The organism is Planctomycetota bacterium (assembly GCA_035384565.1).
Classification (GTDB): Bacteria; Planctomycetota; PUPC01; order DSUN01; family DSUN01; genus DAOOIT01.
The window spans coordinates 108,263-123,840 of record DAOOIT010000008.1 but is presented as its reverse complement, the minus strand read 5'-3'; the positions used below and the strand labels follow the sequence as shown (position 1 = coordinate 123,840).

The following is a 15,578-nucleotide window of genomic DNA, read 5'->3' as shown; positions in this document are numbered from 1 at the left end:
CCGTCCCACGCTCTCCGGCGACTGCCACGTCAGGCGCGCCAAACCCTGATGAGCCAGAATCCGCGGCGTCGCAGTCCCGCGTGGATTCCCGCACAGACCCTAGTAGCTCTCGAAGCCTCGGTGGTACTCGTAGAACTCGAACGAATTCACATCCGCCTCATCATACGTCTGCCAGGCCCACTTGCCCAGCGGCACCCCGTCGTCACCGCAGAAGTCGAAGCCGAGCCAGCCGAACAGGAAGTCCACCGCCTCGAAGAGGTTCGCGTTGGCGATGAACCCGATGTGTCCCGCGTGCGCGTAGTTGCGCCACGAGGGCCACGTGCCCGGGCGCGGGTGCGGCGGCAGCACGAGGGCCGCGGCGCCCGTGTCGAGGCAGCGCAGCGTCGACATGTCCTCCGTGTCGAAGACGTCCCAGCCGTATTCCTCGTAGCCCCAGAGCATGAGGCCGCCGCCGACGAAGTAGTGGCGGGTGTGCAGCAGGCGCGCGTGGCCGATGCCCAGGAACTGCCCGCCCCCGATGCCGAAGAAATAGCCGTCCACGTACCCGCCGCCCACGGGGGTGAACGAGCCGACCGAGGTGTAGAGGGCGAAGCCTGACTTGAGCGTGATCATCAGGCCGATGTCCACAACCTCGGTCAGATCTTCATACCGGTCCTGGAGATAGAGGCCGGCGAAGTGGAATGGCCCCTTCGCGCGTTTGCCGAGCGAGGTGCAGCCCGTGAGGCCCACGGCCGCCGCGGCCAGCACCAGGCCGCATCGCATCACCCATCGCCTCTCCATGACCGACTCCTGGGCGCCGCAATGGAAGACGTCTTGTTTATACCACCCCCCCGCGGCGGAGTCAACCGCCGATAGCGAGCCGGTGGGCATCACGTTGTGGCAGGGCCAGGGGAACTCAGGCGGGGGCGTTCGTCCTCACTTCTTCTCTTCCCTCACGATCCGCTCGATGTCGGCCAACGCCTCGGCGAGGGGCAACTCCGCTTGTTCGAAGCGCGCCCCGCCATCCTTCGACCACGGCACCTTGCCATCTCGAATGGGACGGACGCTGAGTTGCCAGTTGCACCCCACCCACAGGTCGGCGTCCTTGCGCAGGAAGAGCAGATGCCGCCCGCTCTGGAAGGTGCACCGGGCGCAGATGAAGTCCTCTTGCCCGTAGAGCGCGATCTCGCCTCTTGCCGCGCCCTTCAGGACCCTCTCGACGATGCCCGTGGCCTTCTGCGAATACGTCCAGTTGCGCCCCTTGGTGTTGGCAGGCTCGACCTTCTGAATGTTGACGATGGCGATGCACTCGGCCTTCTCGACCATCTCGCGGTTGCCTGCGAAGTAGGCCTTGGCGAGAGCGACGCCAGGCACGAGCGCGAGGCAGATGCACCGGAACGCCATGGGTCGCACGGTCGTGTCCTCCTTGGGGTGTGAGAGCTTCTGGGGGGAGGTCTGGAGGGGCACTCTTCGCGCAGAGCGCCCCTCCAGCATCCATCACATCTCTTTCGCGATCTTGTAGACCTTGCCTTCGATGACGATGATGATCGGCTCGCCCTCGGCGAGGTAGCGGCCGATGCCGGGGTGTTTCTTGAGGAGGGCGAAGTACTCGTCGCTGAATGCCTTGACTTCGATGATCTGGGCCTTGTGCTCGGCCTCGTTGTAGAGGCTGTCGTGCAGGAAGCCGTCGGCCTTGCGATAGAAGGTCTTGTCGGCGATGGTCACGATCACCTCGGCAGCGGCCTTCTCGAGGTTCTTCCTGGCCTCGCCGCCGTAGCCGAAGGCGTTGTTGGCGCGACCGCTCGTGATGGCGGGGCCGCCGATGGACATCCTGGGCGGCGCGGCCGGCTCGCCCGGCGCCACGGGGCGGGTTGTCGGTTTGGTGGGACGGACCATGTCGACGTCCAGCGCGTCCTGGAGCACTCTCGCCTCCTCGACCGCTCGCTGGCCGTCGGCGCGGGCGGCGAAGCTCTCGGCCTCGCGGCGCAGGCGTTCGCGCAACTCGGCGCGCGGCACGCCGGCCACGGCGGGGCGCACGTCGTCCTCGACCACCAGGAACGAGGTGTAGGGGGTGAGGATGCCGTGCTGTTTGCCGAGCTTGACCACTTCGTCCACGAGTTCCTGGTTGCGGCCGCGGAGGCGGATTTCGTTGAGCAGGAAGGCCACCTTGCGCACGGCCCACAGGCGGGGCAGGAACGTGTTGTCGGCGCCCTCGCCGAAGGTGGCCTCGTAGACGAACTCGCGCGGCTTGCCGGCCACGGTGCCCGAGAGCTTGATGGCCTTGGCCCCGCCGCCCTCGAAGCGGCCGAGGACCATGAGCTGGCTGCCGCGGAACAGGTCGGGCAGCGTCTTCGGGTACACGTCGCTCGTCTTCAGGCCAGGGATGTCGAGCTTGAGGTCCGAGAGCACGGGGCTGGCCACCTTCTGGTAGAAGCTGGAGACCTTGACTTCGATGTTCTCCTTGGGGCTCACGTAGTCGGGCGAGCCGCGGTTCTCCTCGGCCAGCTTGTCGAGGAGCTGGGTGTTCACGTCGTAGCCGACGCCGAAGACGAAGAGGCGAGCCTTGGCGGCGTTGGCGGCGGCGACGTTCTTGAGGATCAGGTCGGCATTGGTCTCGCCGATGGTGGGCAAGCCGTCGGTGAGGAAGACGATCATGGGCAGGCCCTGGGCGCCCTGGATGGTCTTGAGGGCGAGGGCGAGCGCATCGTTGATCGCCGTGCCGCCGCGGGCCTCGACCTTGTCAATGAAGTCCTGCGCCGCCTGGATGTTCTCCTTGGTGGCAGGCAGGAGGCCCTCGCGGAACGGGGCCGGCTCGGTGGCGAAGGGGATGAGGGCGAAGTAGTCGGCCGGCTTGAGGCTGCTCACGCAGTAGCGCAGCGCGCCCTTGGCCTGGTCAATCTTCTCGCCGGCCATCGAGCCCGAGGTGTCCACCACGAAGACGATGCTTTTGGGCTGCGCCTCGTCGGGCTTCTCCTCGACGTTGGGCGCCACGGTGAGCAGGAAGTAGCCGTTCTCGGCGGCCGGTTTGTGGGTGATCACGGCCACCCCGATGTCCTTCCTGGACGTGCTGAAATAGAGCTTGAAGTCGCGCTCGGGCACCACGTTGGCCTCTTCGAAGCCCAGGGCGGCCTCGGTCTCGCCCTTGCGCGTCACGTCCACCTGGTGGGTGGGCGAGTAGAGGGTCTTGATGCCGTCCTTCTGCTCGATTCGGACCTTGACCGCGCAGGTGCCGATCTTGCCCGAGATGGGTTTGGCCGAGCGAAGGGGATAGCTGAACTCGAACAGGTCGCCGGTCGCGCTGAGGGCGAGGGTGTAGTTGAGCTTCACCTTGGTCTCGGAGCGCGGGTTCATCGGGAACACGCGGCACTTGAGGAGCTTGGAGCCGACCCACTCGAGCAGGCCGGGGTCCTTGCGCTTCCGGACGATATCCTCATAGATGCCGCGGGCTTTGTCGGCGTCGAGCAGTTCGCCCTTCACCATCTTGCCGTCAATGTTCATCTCGAAGTTCTCCACCGAGGCCTCGCCAGGCAGAGGGAACATGTAGGTGCCTTCCATCACGTAAGGGTTTGGGTTGTAGAAGGTTGCGTTGACGGCTACCTTGGCGACCGGGCCGCTGATCGTGATTTCGGCGGCGTGAGAGTGGGTCTCGACGGCCTGCTCGGTCGGGCGTGGGGGAGGGGTGGGATGGGGCCACGGGCGTACGATGGGGATCGGCTCGGGCACGACCACGCAGGCGAGGGCCTGGTGAGCCATAAGGCCAATCGCAGCAATGGCTAACGCTGCGCCAATGAGAACACTCGTCGCCTTCATGGTCGTCCTCCTATCGCGAGTCATGACCGGAACTCCTGCGGATAGCCCGTCAAGTTGGACGCCACAGGGGGCTGCGGGGTTCCAGCCGCTTCGGTGTGGCTACAGGTTTCTTATGAGGAGGGAGTCAGGGATTCCGAGGCGGCGGCGCGCCTCGGCAGTGTCGCGCAGAAAGCGGCGGGCATCCGCAGCATAGCCGGCAGTAGGTTTGAGGCCTGGGAGGCGTTCGCACCACCAGGCATTGAAGCTATGCATGAATAGTTCCCGCAAGTACTTAGAGAAGATTGACGCCAGGGCGACGGGCAGGTGGCGCGAGTCGCCCCCCTCGTAGAAGCCGATGGTCATGCGGCGGGTGCCGTCCGTGACGGTGTAGATGGACTCGCTTGCGCCCTCGGCGACGACGCGCACTGTGGCGCCGAAGATGGCCTCGTAGAGCAAGTGTTCGTAGCGGTTGCGGCCTCCGTGTTTGTCTACGTACACGATGAGGCCGCGGTCGCCCCACGCGTTCCACAGCCACGTGAGGAGGCGTGCGGTCTTCAGGAAGAGCGTGGCCGACTTGGTGCCGTGCGCGGCGACCAGGCGATTGAACTCGCTGACGAGGACGGGGAGACAGCGTGCGCCCAGGAATCGCATGCCGTTGTGGGAGCGGAGCCGTTGCGCGTCTGAGCCGAGGCGTTGCGGGTCGGCGGCCAGGGGAAGGGGGAGGTCCGTGCCCTGGTGCCAGGGATAGGCAGCGAGTTCCTCGCTGAGGACGGCGACCCCCTCCAGCAGGCTCCTAAAGGTGCCTGGCACAGTTGAAGATTGTATCCAATTGCCTGCACTGTGGTTGCGACGCTGAGTGTCATCGGGAGGCTTAGGAGAGGCCGCGGCGAAGGCCAAGGCCGTGCGCTCGATGTGGCGCACGCCACGGCTCTGAGTGAACAGGCGCTTGCTGTCGTCCACCGGCAGCCGGTCGGCGTCGCGAGGCGAACGCGAGACGACGTTGGCCAGACGGGTCCACAGGTCGTCGCCTGCGGCGTCGTCGGGCACCTCGAGGGCCACGGCGCTGACGACGAGCGGCCCGAGGAACGGGCCGTAGCCGGCCTCGTCTATGCCTGCGACGACCGCCATCTCACCGCTCCCGTTCGGTGGCCAGCCAGGGGTCCAGCTCGATGCCGATGAATCCGGCCAGGAAATCCACGAGCTGAAGCGGGCGCACCGTGAGGCGGAGGCCGACGCCGGCCTGCATCTCGGCCCCGATGGGGAAGCAGTCGCCCCAGCGCGTGTGGAGCGGGCCCTCCACGGTGTCCTTCAGCACAAACTCGGGGTCCCCATTCAGCTTCTTGCGGTCGAGGTGCTGCACGCCCTCGGTGCCGGCCTGGAGCACGAAGCGGGCATCCTGTTGGAGCTGGCGCGCCCCTGCCAGGCCCGCCGCCCCTTCGACGGGCCAGGCGAGCAGGCTGAGGGGGAAGAGGCTCAGCTCGGAGTCAAGCTCACGCCACGTGCCCATGCGGCGGTCGAGCACGCCGTAGCGCCGCGTGCGCGCCTCGCCGAGTCCGAAAAAGTGGAGGCCGTACCGAAGGCTGAGCTTCGCGCCGCGGCCGATGCCCGCGTTGAGCTCGAAGGCGTCGAGCAAGTCGTTCACGCGCTCGGCCGCGTAGGCCGCGGGCGGCCACGGCCGCCGCGCCTCGGAGCGGGGCGACGCCGGCGCCTCGTCGGCGGCGGAGGAGGCCAGAGACGCCGCGAGTACAAGCGAGACAGCGAACGCGATGCGCCACATCGGAGAGTCCCCAGGAGGAGGCAGAGGGCCGCTCTGAGATAGCTTCTCATTCTTCGAATGAGCGGAGCCAGTCTGTGGGCGCAGTGTGGATTCGCCAGGCGCCGCTCTGGCGGTAGAGCACGATGTCGCCGGCGAGCTGCTCGCCCTTGGCCTGGACGTAGACGGGGACGACCACCCCACGGTCCGTGTGGTAGGGGACGCCCACTTTGAGGGTCTGAAGCGCCCGGAGCGCCTCGTCGGGGATGGCCTTGATCTCCGCGCTGAACTCGTCGAAGGGGAGGGCCTGCCGGCGCTCGTCGGTGAGGATGCCCCAAAGCTCACGCACCTGGCGGCCCCGGAGCAACTCGGCCGCGCGGAACACGGCCTGGGTGGGCCCCTGGCGCGTCAGCAGCAGGATGGCGAGCAGCGCGCCCACCGCCCCCACGGCCACGCTGAGGCCGATGGCCACCGGCAAACGCTTCGACCTGTGCCGCAGACGCCCGGGAATGTCGAACGGCACCAACTCGTCCGTGCCCGCGTCCGACAGGGGCCGGAGCGTCATCGGCTTGTGCGCGTCTTCCTTGGTTTCCTCGTAGATGAAGGTCTCGGTGCCCACCTTCACCGCATCTCCGGGCTCGAGGCAGTAGGGACTCGTCAGCAACTCCCCGTTGAGGTATGTGCCCAACATGCTGCCGGAGTCGCGGAGCACCCAGCCCTCGGCCGAGCGGATGACGAAGCAGTGCTTGCGCGAGACCTGCTTCTCCAGGACCTGGACGTGGCAGCTCGGATGCCGGCCGATCACCACTTCATCGGCGGCCAGAGGGTAGGCCTTCTTCGTCCTCACGTTAACCAGTCTGGCCATGGCCACACTCGTGGATGCAGGGACCCATCAGGCGGTATTTTGCCAAGAGCCTTCAGGGAAGTCAAGGCGGCCTCGCGGTGTTTGACAGGTTGCCGGCCTTGCGCTAACATCACGGGGTTTGGAGAGACCCCCGTGACGACCGGCGCGATCAAGGTGACGTTCGAGCCCGAGGGCAAGGCCGCCTTCGTGCTGCCCGGCAGCCTGGTGCTGGAGGCGGCGGCGCGGGCCGGCATCATCGTGGAGACCCCGTGCGGCGGCCGCGGCACGTGCGGCAAGTGCCGCATCGTGGTGCGCGACGGCTGCTCGCCGGCGACCGCGACCGAGCGGCGCCTGCTGAAGCCGAGGGAACTGGCTGGCGGCCTCCGGCTCGCCTGCCAGGCCAAGCTGGTGCGCGAGACGGTGGTGACCGTGCCCGATGCCTCGCGCTTCTTCGAGCAGCGCATCCTCACGAGCGGCGTCGGCGGCGCCACGAGGCTCTGCCCCGCGGTGGCCAAGCAGGCGGTGCGGGTGCCCGAGGCGTCGCTGGCCGACCCCAGGTCCGATGTCGATCGGGCCCTGGAGGCCCTGGGCGGCAACGGGCTGCGCTTCAGCCTTGGCGCCGCGCGCGAGCTGCCCGCCGCCCTGCGCGCCGACGGGCGGCGCCTCACCGCCGTGCTGCATGGCGGCGAGGTGCTCGCCGTGGAGGCCGGCGACACGGCGGCGCGCGCCTTCGGCCTCGCCCTCGACATCGGCACGACCACCGTGGTCGGTTCGCTGCTCGACCTCACGACCGGCCACGAGGCGGCCCTCGCGGCGCGCACGAACCCGCAGGTGAGCTTCGGCGACGACGTGGTGGCGCGCATCACCCACGCCTCCGAAGGCAACGGCCTGCGCGAGTTGCAGGAGAAGGTGGTCGGGTGCATCAACGACATCGTGGCCGAGGTGGCCGCGCGGGCGGGCATCGCGCGCGAGGCGATCTACGAGGTCACCACCGTGGGCAACACCACGATGAACCACCTGCTGCTCGGCCTCGACCCGCGCCAGATCGCCCAGATGCCGTTTGCCGCCGTGGTGCGCGCAGCCATGGTCGTGCCGGCCGCCGAACTCGGCATCGCCGTTCACCCGCGCGCCCGGCTCTACGCGATGCCGAACATCGCGGGCTTCGTGGGCGGCGACACGGTGGGCGTGATCCTGGCCGCCAACCTGCTCGCGTGCCGGAAGCCCACGCTGGCCGTGGACATCGGCACGAACGGCGAGATGGTGCTCGGCACGGGCCGGCGCCTGATCGCCTGCTCGACCGCGGCCGGCCCGGCCTTCGAGGGCGCGCGCATCCGGTTCGGCATGCGCGCGGCCGACGGCGCCATCGAGCAGGTGCGCTTCGGCCGCGACGTCGAGACGAGCGTCATCGGCGACGCCCGGCCTCGCGGCCTGTGCGGCTCGGCCCTGGTGGACGCGATCGCCGAGCTCCTGCGCGCCGGCATCCTGGAGCCCAGCGGGCGGATGCTTGGCCCCGGCGAGTTGCCCCGCAAGCTGCCCCAGGCGCTGCGCCGGCGAGTGGTGCCCGGTGAGCGCGGCTACGACTTCATCCTGGCCCACGAGGCCGAGACGGACCTCGGCTCGCCCATCCTGCTCACCCAGGGCGACATCCGCCAGGTGCAGCTCGCGAAGGGCGCCATCCGCGCCGGTATCGAGGTGCTCAAGGGCGAGCTGGGCCTCGACGACGCGCGCCTCGACGGCATCCTGCTGGCTGGCGGCTTCGGCAACTTCATCCGCCGGCGCAACGCGCTGCGCATCGGCCTTCTGCCGCCCGTCGAGCACGCGAGGATCCACTTCATCGGCAACGCCGCGCTCGTGGGCGCGAAAATGGTCCTCGCCTGCGCGGACTACCGGGCCCAGGCCGAGGTCATCTCGCGCGAGACCGAGTACCTCGAGCTGGGCGGCCTGCCGGAGTTCCAGAGCCACTTCGCCGAAGCCATGCTGTTCCCCGAGAGCGAGTGAGCACACCCCCCCGCGGTTGTGCTGGAATTGTGTTCGTGGCACGTTTGTGGTAGAGTCCTCCCGCGTCATGGGCGAGGCGCCTGTTGCCCTGTCGCGCCGCAGCCCCGCCGCCTGGAGAGATGGCTATGAGCCTGATCCGCGAATTGTTCGGCAAGTCGCCCTTCGGCCCCCTCGTCGAGCACACCAAGAAGGTGAACGAGTGCGTCAAACTCGTGCGTCCGCTGCTCGAGGCCTGCGTGCGCGAGGACTGGGCCGAGATTCACCGCCTTCAGGATGCCGTGTCGAAGCTCGAGTACGAGGCCGACGTGGTGAAGCACGAGATTCGCCAGCATCTGCCTCGGCGCTACTTCATGCCCGTGTCGCGCGGCGACCTGGAGCAATTCCTGCACTGCCAGGACGAGATCGCGGACGCGGCGCAGGACTTCGCCGTCGTGCTGCTGATCCGCAGCACGAAGATCCATCCCGAGCTGGTGGAGGAGTTCCGCGCGTTTCTCGACCAGGTGGTGCTGGTGAGCGAGACGTTGACCAACGCGGCGCAGGAGCTCGAGTCGCTGGCCGAGACCTCCTTCGGGGGCGCCGAGGCCGAGAGCGTGCTCAAGATGATCAGCGGCCTGGGCGAAGGGGAGTGGAAGGCCGATCGCATGCAGCGCAAGCTCAGCCAGCACATCTACTGCCTCGAGAAGCAGCTCGACCCGATCACGATCATCTTCTACGAGAAGATGCTGGGAGCGCTGAGCGCCATTGCGAACTCTGCCGAGAACACCGGGGACATGCTTCGGACCATGATCGTGAAGGGCTGAGCGCCCGCGTGGCTTGGCCCTCCACGCTTAGGATGCGCCATGCTGTGGCTTCTCATGGGCGGCATCGTCGCCCTCTGCCTGTATATGGCCTGGACGATCGGCGCGAACGACGTGGCGAACTCCATGGGGGCGCCCGTCGGCTCCGGCGCCATCACGGTCCGGCAGGCCATCCTGATCGCGGCCATCTGCGAGTTCGCGGGGGCCGTGCTCGTGGGGTCGGATGTGACGGACACGATCCGAAAGGGGATCGTGTCGCCCGACGCGCTGTGCCGGAACCCCGAGGTGTTCTGCCTGGGCATGGCCAGCGCGCTGTTCGCCTCGGCCGTGTGGCTGCACGTGGCGACGTGGCTGGGCATGCCGGTCTCCACCACGCATTCGATCGTGGGCGCCGTCGCCGGCTTCGGCGTGGTCGCCGCGGGCATCCACTCGGTGAACTGGGGCAAGATGCTCGAGATCGTGTCGAGCTGGTTCATTTCGCCCGTGGCGGGCCTGGCGCTGGGGTACGTCCTGTTCCGATTCATTCTCCGCACCGTGCTGACCAGGGCGCAGCCGTTGGCGGCAGCGGCGCGCATCGCCCCGCTCATGGTGTTTCTCACCACGCTCGTCGTGGCCCTGGCGACCATCTACGACGGGATGAAGAACCTGCTGAAGCCGGGCAGCGTGTTTGCCGAGTGGGCCACGGGGGGCCGCGCCATCCTGGCCGCGGCCCTGGTGAGCCTCGTCGCCGCCGTCGTCTCGCGGCGTCTCCTCCGCTACCGGGCGCGGGGGGAGGTCGGGCTGCCGTTGCCCGAGCAGTTGCGCCGGGTCGAGCGGCTGTTTGTGCCTCTGGCGGTCATGGCGGCCTGCTCGGTGTCGTTCGCACATGGCGCCAACGACGTGGCGAACGCGGTCGGCCCGCTGGCCGCCATTGCTGACATTCTCAAGACAGGCACCGTGAAGATGCGCGTGGCTGTGCCGTTCTGGATCCTCGCGCTCGGCGGCCTGGGGATCGTGCTGGGGCTGGCCACCTACGGCTACACGGTCATGCGGACCATTGGCAAGGGGATCACCGAGATCACGCCGTCGCGCGCCGTGGCCACCGGCATCGCCACGGCCGCCACGGTGCTCTCCTGCACGCGGCTCGGGCTGCCCGTCTCGACCTCGCATTGCGTGGTGGGAGCCGTGCTGGGCGTGGGGCTGGCGCGCGGCCTGGGCGCTGTGAACCAGCGGGTGATCCGCAACATCATCGGCTCGTGGCTGGCCACTGTGCCTGCCGCGGCTGGCACGACCATGCTGCTCTTTGTCCTCGGCCACTCGCTTGGGGTGGACCTCTTCCTGAAGCAACTGATGCCCGCCGCGCCGTGAGGCGCGCTACTCTGGCACCTTCGGGGCGGCCGGAGGCTTAGGCGGGGTTTCCCCGGCAGGCGACGGGTTGGCGCGCGATCACCTTCGCCGCCGCGCGTTGCCGGCTGGTTGCCGCCGAGGGCCGGCGTGCCGGCCTCGGAGGCGGTGGTGTTTGGAGGGCGCCGGGTTCGCCCGACTCGGTCGCGGCGCCTGCCCCTCTGCGCGAGAACGCGGTCCGCACGGCCTCAGGCCCCGACGATTGGGCCGAACTTCTTGCGGAAGTCGTCGGCGCTCATCTTGGCCGCCTTGGCGCACTTCTCGATCAGAGCGGGGTCGTCGAAGTCCTTCTTCTCCAGGCGGATCATGTTGGCGCGGGCGGCGCGGTAGATGTCGGAGTTGATGTTGACGCGGCGGGTGGGGGCGCGGCCGGTCTTCTCGTCGAAGATGTCGCTGAAGGGGATGGGCACGACCTCGCCGGCCTGAATCGAGATGAGGGCGCCCGGCTCGCTGCCGTAGCTCTCCTCGCCGATGCCGAGCAGGTAGCGCACGGCGCCCCAGCCGAGCTGCTGCGTGTAGTCGGCGTCGAACGGGATGGGTGCGGCGCAGCGCAGGTCATAGCCGATCGTCACGTCCACGATGGTGATCTTCTCGCCCCGGGCCTTGGCGCGGGCCTGGAGCTCCTTCTTGATGATGACGCCGAGCGGCACCTCGCCCAGGCGGATGTGGCCGTGGGGGTCGCGCTCGAACTCGACGAGCGGGTTGTTCGGGTACTTGGCCGCGATCTCCTCGGCGATGAGGAGGCCGACGCCTTCCGCGATGCTGGCGACGCCGTAGTCGTGGCCCACGGCCTTGCCCTTGGCCATGGCGGCCTCGATGATGGAGCACAGGAGGTCGAGGGAGCACTGGCCTTCGGCGAACTCCTCGGGGATGATGCTCAGGGTGGCGCCGGCCACGTTGCCCGAGCCGAGCGCCAGGTGGCCGGCGGTGCGGCCCATGATGATGGCGAGGTACCAGCGGCGGGTGGTGCGCGCATCCTCGACCAGGTTGCGGACGAGTTCCGCGGCCAGGGTGCGGGCGGTCTGGAAGCCGAACGTGGGCGCCTGCGCGGGCAGCGGCAGGTCGTTGTCAATGGTCTTCGGCGTGTGGGCGATGCGGAGCTTGCCGCCGGAGGCCTTGGCGACCTGGATGGCGCTGGACGCCGTGTCGTCGCCGCCGATGGTCACGAGGTAGCGAACGCCCAGGGTGTCGAGGGCCTTCACCACGTTGGCCAGCGTCTCGGGCTTCTTGGTGGGCGCCTCGCGCGAGGTGTGCAGAATGGAGCCGCCGCGCACGCGGGCCTGCGACACGTCGCCGATCGTCAGGGGCGTGGTGTGCGTGGTGTCGCCTTGCATCAGCCACTTGAAGCCGTCGTAGATGCCGACGACCTCGAGGCCGTTCTGAATGGCTTCGATGGTGGCCGCCCCGATGACGCCGTTGATGCCCGGGGCCGGCCCGCCGCCGACCAGGATGCCCAGCTTGCCCTTCTGCTCTGCCATCTGCGCTGTCTCCTCTATTGCCGGTGCTCTCGAGAGGCCGTCGAATGAGCCAGCCGCGCCACGGCTCGGCTGCCCAGCCCTTCGCGGTCCCACTATCATACGAATCAGGGCGGCCCTGAGCAAATGGGCCTCGGCCCGTTCCGAGGGGGAGAGGGCAGGCATCCTGGGGGGCGAGCCGCCGTTGCGGACAGGGGCCTCGCTGGGCGTGGCTCAAGCCGGAGGCTGCGAATCGCGGAGGCTCGCGTGGGACGGCGGGGCGAGATTCCTCGGCGGGGTGTAGCGGGTGCCGTATTCCTGGAGGCTCTTGACGCTGATGCCGCGCTTGCGCAGGGCTTCGATGCCCTGCACGACCGCGGCCGCGCCGCTGATGGTGGTGATGAGCGGGATGCCGTTGGCGATGGCGACGTTGCGGATGTAGACCTCGTCTTTCCGCGGGTTCTTGCCGCTCACGGTGTTGATGATGAGCTTGACTTCCTTGTTCTTGATGAGGTCCACGACGTTGGGCCGGCCGATCGAGACGCGCTGGAGCTTGCGGACGCGGACTCCGTTCCGCGCGAGGGTGCTGGCGGTGCCCTCGGTGGCCACGAGGTCGAAGCCCATGTCGTCGAGCTTCTTGGCGATGAGGATGCAGTCGCGCTTGTCGGTGTTCCGCACGGAGATGAAGACGGTGCCCGACAGCGGCAGATTGTTGCCGGCGCCCTGGTGGCTCTTGGCATAGGCGAGGCCGAAGCTGGTGTCGATGCCCATGACCTCGCCGGTGGATTTCATCTCGGGGCCGAGCACGGCGTCCACGCCGGGGAAGCGCACGAAGGGGAAGACCGACTGCTTGACGGCCACGTGCTCGATCTCCACCTCCTTGGTGAAGCCGAGCTGTTCGAGGGAGTAGCCGAGCATGACTTTCGTGGCGATGTTGGCGAGCGGCACGCCGATCGCCTTGCTGACGATGGGCACGGTGCGGCTGGCGCGGGGGTTGACCTCGAGGACGTAGATCACGTCCTCGCGGATGGCGAACTGGACGTTCATGAGGCCTTTGACCTGGAGTTCCTTGGCCAGGGCGCGGGTCTGGGCCTTGAGTTCCTCGACGACGTCGTCGGTGAGCGTGATAGGGGGGAGGGCCATGGCGGCGTCGCCGCTGTGGACGCCCGCCTCCTCGACGTGTTCGAGGATGCCGCCGATGACGCAGCGCTCGCCGTCGGCCACGGCGTCCACGTCAATCTCCAGCGCGTTCTCGAGGAACTTGTCCACAAGGATCGGGTGCTCGGTGAGCGCCTCGGAGGCGATCTTGGCCTCGGCGATGTAGTGCTTGAGTTCCTCGTCGTCGTAGACGATGCGCATGGCGCGGCCGCCCAGGACGAACGAGGGGCGGACGAGCACGGGATAGCCCAGCTCGTTGGCGATCTCGCGGGCCTCCTCGTAGGAGAGGGCGGTGCCGTTGGGGGCCTGCTTGAGCCCGAGCTTCTCGAGCAGGGCCGCGAAGCGCTGGCGGTCCTCGGCCCGGTCGATCGAGTCGGGCGACGTGCCCAGGATGCGCACGCCGGCCTGTTCGAGGGGCACGGCGAGGTTGAGCGGCGTCTGGCCGCCGAGCTGCACGATGACGCCCTCGGGCTTCTCGGCCTCGACGATGGCCAGGATGTCCTCGCGCGTGAGCGGCTCGAAGTAGAGCTTGTCGCTCGTGTCGTAGTCGGTCGAGACCGTCTCGGGGTTCGAGTTGACCATGATGGCCTCGTAGCCGAGTTCCTTGACGGCGTAGGAGGCGTGGCAGCAGCAGTAGTCGAACTCGATGCCCTGGCCGATGCGGTTGGGCCCGCCGCCGAGGATGAGGATCTTCCTGCGGTCGGAGATGCGGTTGGCGTTGACTTTCTCGTAGGTGGAGTAGTAGTAGGGCCGCGCAGCGGCGAATTCGCCGGCGCAGGTGTCTACCAGCTTGTAGGCGGGCCGCACGCCGCGCGCCTTGCGCGCGGCGGCCACGGCCAGTTCGTCGGTGCCGGTGAGGTGGGCGATCTGCACGTCGGAGAAGCCGCTGCGCTTGGCCTCCCAGAGCAGTTCGAGGGGCATGGCCTCGAGGCCGGCGCGGCCGCGGTGCTGCGCCAGCCGGGCCGCGGTGTCGTTGATCTCGCGGATGTTTTCGAGGAACCAGCGGTCGATCTTCGTGAGGGCGGCGATGCGCTCGACGCTCCAGCCCTGGAGCAGCGCGTTCTGGATGTAGAAGTGGCGCTTGTCGTTGGGCACGACGAGGCGGTGGGTGAGCTCGGCCTCGTCCTTGGGCTCCTCGACGAGGTGGTCGCGGCCGTCGAAGCCGAGGCCGTAGCGGCCGATTTCGAGGCTGCGAATGCCCTTCTGGAAGGCCTCCTTGAAGTTGCGGCCGATGGACATGGCTTCGCCGACGGACTTCATCGAGGTGTTGATCGTGGGGTCGGCCTGGGGGAACTTCTTGAAGGTGAAGCGGGCGATCTTGAAGACGCAGTAGTCCACTGTCGGCTCGAAGAAGGCGCGGCTGCACCCGGTCACGTCGTTCATCACCTCGTCGAGGGTGAGGCCGACGGCGAGCTTGGTGGCCACGCGCGCGATGGGGAAGCCGGTGGCCTTGCTGGCCAGGGCCGAGCTGCGCGAGAGGCGTGGGTTCACCTCGATGATCACGATGTCGCCGGTGGCCGGGTTGCCGGCGAACTGGATGTTGGCTCCGCCGCCCGTGATGCCGATCTTGCGGATGATGCGCTTGGAGTAGTTGACGTATTGGGCGTATTCCTTCGCCGTGAGCGTTTGCGAGGGGGCGACGACCATCGAGTCGCCCGTGTGCACGCCCATCGGGTCCACGTTCTCCATCGAGGTGATCATGATGACGTTGTCGGCGCAGTCGCGCAGGACCTCGAACTCGATCTCCTTCCATCCGAGGACCGACTGCTCGACGAGCACCTGGCCAACGGGGCTGATGGTGAGGCCTTTGACGAGGGCGGCCTCGAGTTCCTCGAAGTTGTAGGCGGTCGAGCCGCCGGAGCCGCCGAGGGTGAAGGCGGGGCGCAGGATGAGCGGGAAGCCGATCTGCTCGGCCACCTTCATGCCTTCTTCCACGGACGTGGCGATGCCGCTGGCCGGCACCGCGATGCCGATCTCCTGCATCGCCTTCTTGAAGAGATCGCGGTCCTCGGCGCGGCTGATCGCCTCGGGGCTGGCGCCCAGCACCTCGACGCCGTAGCGGTCGTACACGCCGGCCCGGGCGAGGAAGACGGCCACGTTCAGGCCGGTCTGGCCGCCCAGGGTGGGCAGCACGGCGTCGGGGCGTTCCCGGGCGATGATCTTCTCGATCACCTCGGCCGTCACCGGCTCCACGTAGGTGCGGTCGGCCATGCGCGGGTCGGTCATGATGGTGGCGGGGTTCGAGTTGATCAGCACGATCTCGTAGCCCTCTTCCTTGAGGGCCTTGCAGGCCTGCGAGCCCGAGTAGTCGAACTCGCAGGCCTGGCCGATGATGATTGGCCCCGAGCCGATCATGAGGATCTTGTGGATGTCGGTCCGTTTGGGCAAGGTGAATCACCCCTTCGTGCTCGTGACGGAACTTG

The 15,578-nt window shown here is 68.1% G+C and carries 11 protein-coding genes; 3 read left to right on the top strand and 8 right to left on the bottom strand.

Annotated elements, in window-relative coordinates; genetic code table 11:
• Nucleotides 1-99: 99 nt before the first annotated feature.
• From PLE19_04980 to PLE19_04955, 6 genes are all read right to left on the bottom strand, one after another.
• Entirely contained in the window at nucleotides 100-780 is a 681-nt protein-coding gene (locus PLE19_04980) for a hypothetical protein (protein ID HPD14278.1), read from the bottom strand.
• A 135-nt stretch (nucleotides 781-915) separates the two neighbouring features.
• On the bottom strand, nucleotides 916-1,392 hold the full coding sequence (locus PLE19_04975; protein HPD14277.1) for a hypothetical protein: 477 nt from the start codon (nucleotides 1,390-1,392) through the stop codon (nucleotides 916-918).
• Nucleotides 1,393-1,476: 84 nt separating this feature from the next.
• On the bottom strand, nucleotides 1,477-3,789 hold the full coding sequence (locus PLE19_04970) for a VIT and VWA domain-containing protein (GenBank protein ID HPD14276.1): 2,313 nt from the start codon (nucleotides 3,787-3,789) through the stop codon (nucleotides 1,477-1,479).
• 99 nt (nucleotides 3,790-3,888) lie between these two features.
• Nucleotides 3,889-4,896, bottom strand: a complete 1,008-nt coding sequence (locus tag PLE19_04965) for a hypothetical protein (protein HPD14275.1) — start codon at nucleotides 4,894-4,896, stop codon at nucleotides 3,889-3,891.
• 1 nt (nucleotide 4,897) lies between these two features.
• The gene (locus tag PLE19_04960; GenBank protein ID HPD14274.1) at nucleotides 4,898-5,545 is read right to left on the bottom strand and encodes a hypothetical protein; all 648 of its coding nucleotides are present in this window, start codon (nucleotides 5,543-5,545) and stop codon (nucleotides 4,898-4,900) included.
• Between the two features lie 46 nt (nucleotides 5,546-5,591).
• Complete coding sequence (locus tag PLE19_04955; protein HPD14273.1) at nucleotides 5,592-6,386, bottom strand: FHA domain-containing protein; 795 nt, start codon at nucleotides 6,384-6,386, stop codon at nucleotides 5,592-5,594.
• Nucleotides 6,387-6,518: 132 nt separating this feature from the next.
• On the opposite strand from PLE19_04955, the gene PLE19_04950 reads away from it, so the two are divergent.
• From PLE19_04950 to PLE19_04940, 3 genes are all read left to right on the top strand, one after another.
• Entirely contained in the window at nucleotides 6,519-8,363 is a 1,845-nt protein-coding gene (locus tag PLE19_04950) for an ASKHA domain-containing protein (GenBank protein HPD14272.1), read from the top strand.
• 125 nt (nucleotides 8,364-8,488) lie between these two features.
• A complete protein-coding gene (locus PLE19_04945) occupies nucleotides 8,489-9,163 on the top strand; it encodes a TIGR00153 family protein (GenBank protein ID HPD14271.1) in 675 nt (224 codons plus the stop codon).
• Nucleotides 9,164-9,202: 39 nt separating this feature from the next.
• Complete coding sequence (locus tag PLE19_04940) at nucleotides 9,203-10,507, top strand: inorganic phosphate transporter (GenBank protein ID HPD14270.1); 1,305 nt, start codon at nucleotides 9,203-9,205, stop codon at nucleotides 10,505-10,507.
• 224 nt (nucleotides 10,508-10,731) lie between these two features.
• Here the strand turns inward: PLE19_04940 and PLE19_04935 are convergent, their stop codons facing one another.
• Together PLE19_04935 and carB are read right to left on the bottom strand one after the other, a co-directional pair.
• Nucleotides 10,732-12,021 (bottom strand): 6-phosphofructokinase, encoded by a 1,290-nt coding sequence (locus PLE19_04935; GenBank protein ID HPD14269.1) that lies wholly within the window; start codon nucleotides 12,019-12,021, stop codon nucleotides 10,732-10,734.
• Nucleotides 12,022-12,231: 210 nt separating this feature from the next.
• On the bottom strand, nucleotides 12,232-15,543 hold the full coding sequence (gene carB / locus PLE19_04930; GenBank protein HPD14268.1) for a carbamoyl-phosphate synthase large subunit: 3,312 nt from the start codon (nucleotides 15,541-15,543) through the stop codon (nucleotides 12,232-12,234).
• Nucleotides 15,544-15,578 lie beyond the last annotated feature (35 nt).

What these genes read in the sequence shown, in the direction of transcription:
- PLE19_04955 (HPD14273.1), bottom strand. Translation starts at nt 6,386, where the DNA reads ATGGCCAGACTGGTTAACGTGAGGACGAAGAAGGCCTACCCTCTGGCC.
- PLE19_04980 (HPD14278.1), bottom strand. Translation starts at nt 780, where the DNA reads ATGGAGAGGCGATGGGTGATGCGATGCGGCCTGGTGCTGGCCGCGGCG.
- PLE19_04960 (HPD14274.1), bottom strand. Translation starts at nt 5,545, where the DNA reads ATGTGGCGCATCGCGTTCGCTGTCTCGCTTGTACTCGCGGCGTCTCTG.
- PLE19_04945 (HPD14271.1), top strand. Translation starts at nt 8,489, where the DNA reads ATGAGCCTGATCCGCGAATTGTTCGGCAAGTCGCCCTTCGGCCCCCTC.
- PLE19_04935 (HPD14269.1), bottom strand. Translation starts at nt 12,021, where the DNA reads ATGGCAGAGCAGAAGGGCAAGCTGGGCATCCTGGTCGGCGGCGGGCCG.
- PLE19_04970 (HPD14276.1), bottom strand. Translation starts at nt 3,789, where the DNA reads ATGAAGGCGACGAGTGTTCTCATTGGCGCAGCGTTAGCCATTGCTGCG.
- PLE19_04965 (HPD14275.1), bottom strand. Translation starts at nt 4,896, where the DNA reads ATGGCGGTCGTCGCAGGCATAGACGAGGCCGGCTACGGCCCGTTCCTC.
- PLE19_04940 (HPD14270.1), top strand. Translation starts at nt 9,203, where the DNA reads ATGCTGTGGCTTCTCATGGGCGGCATCGTCGCCCTCTGCCTGTATATG.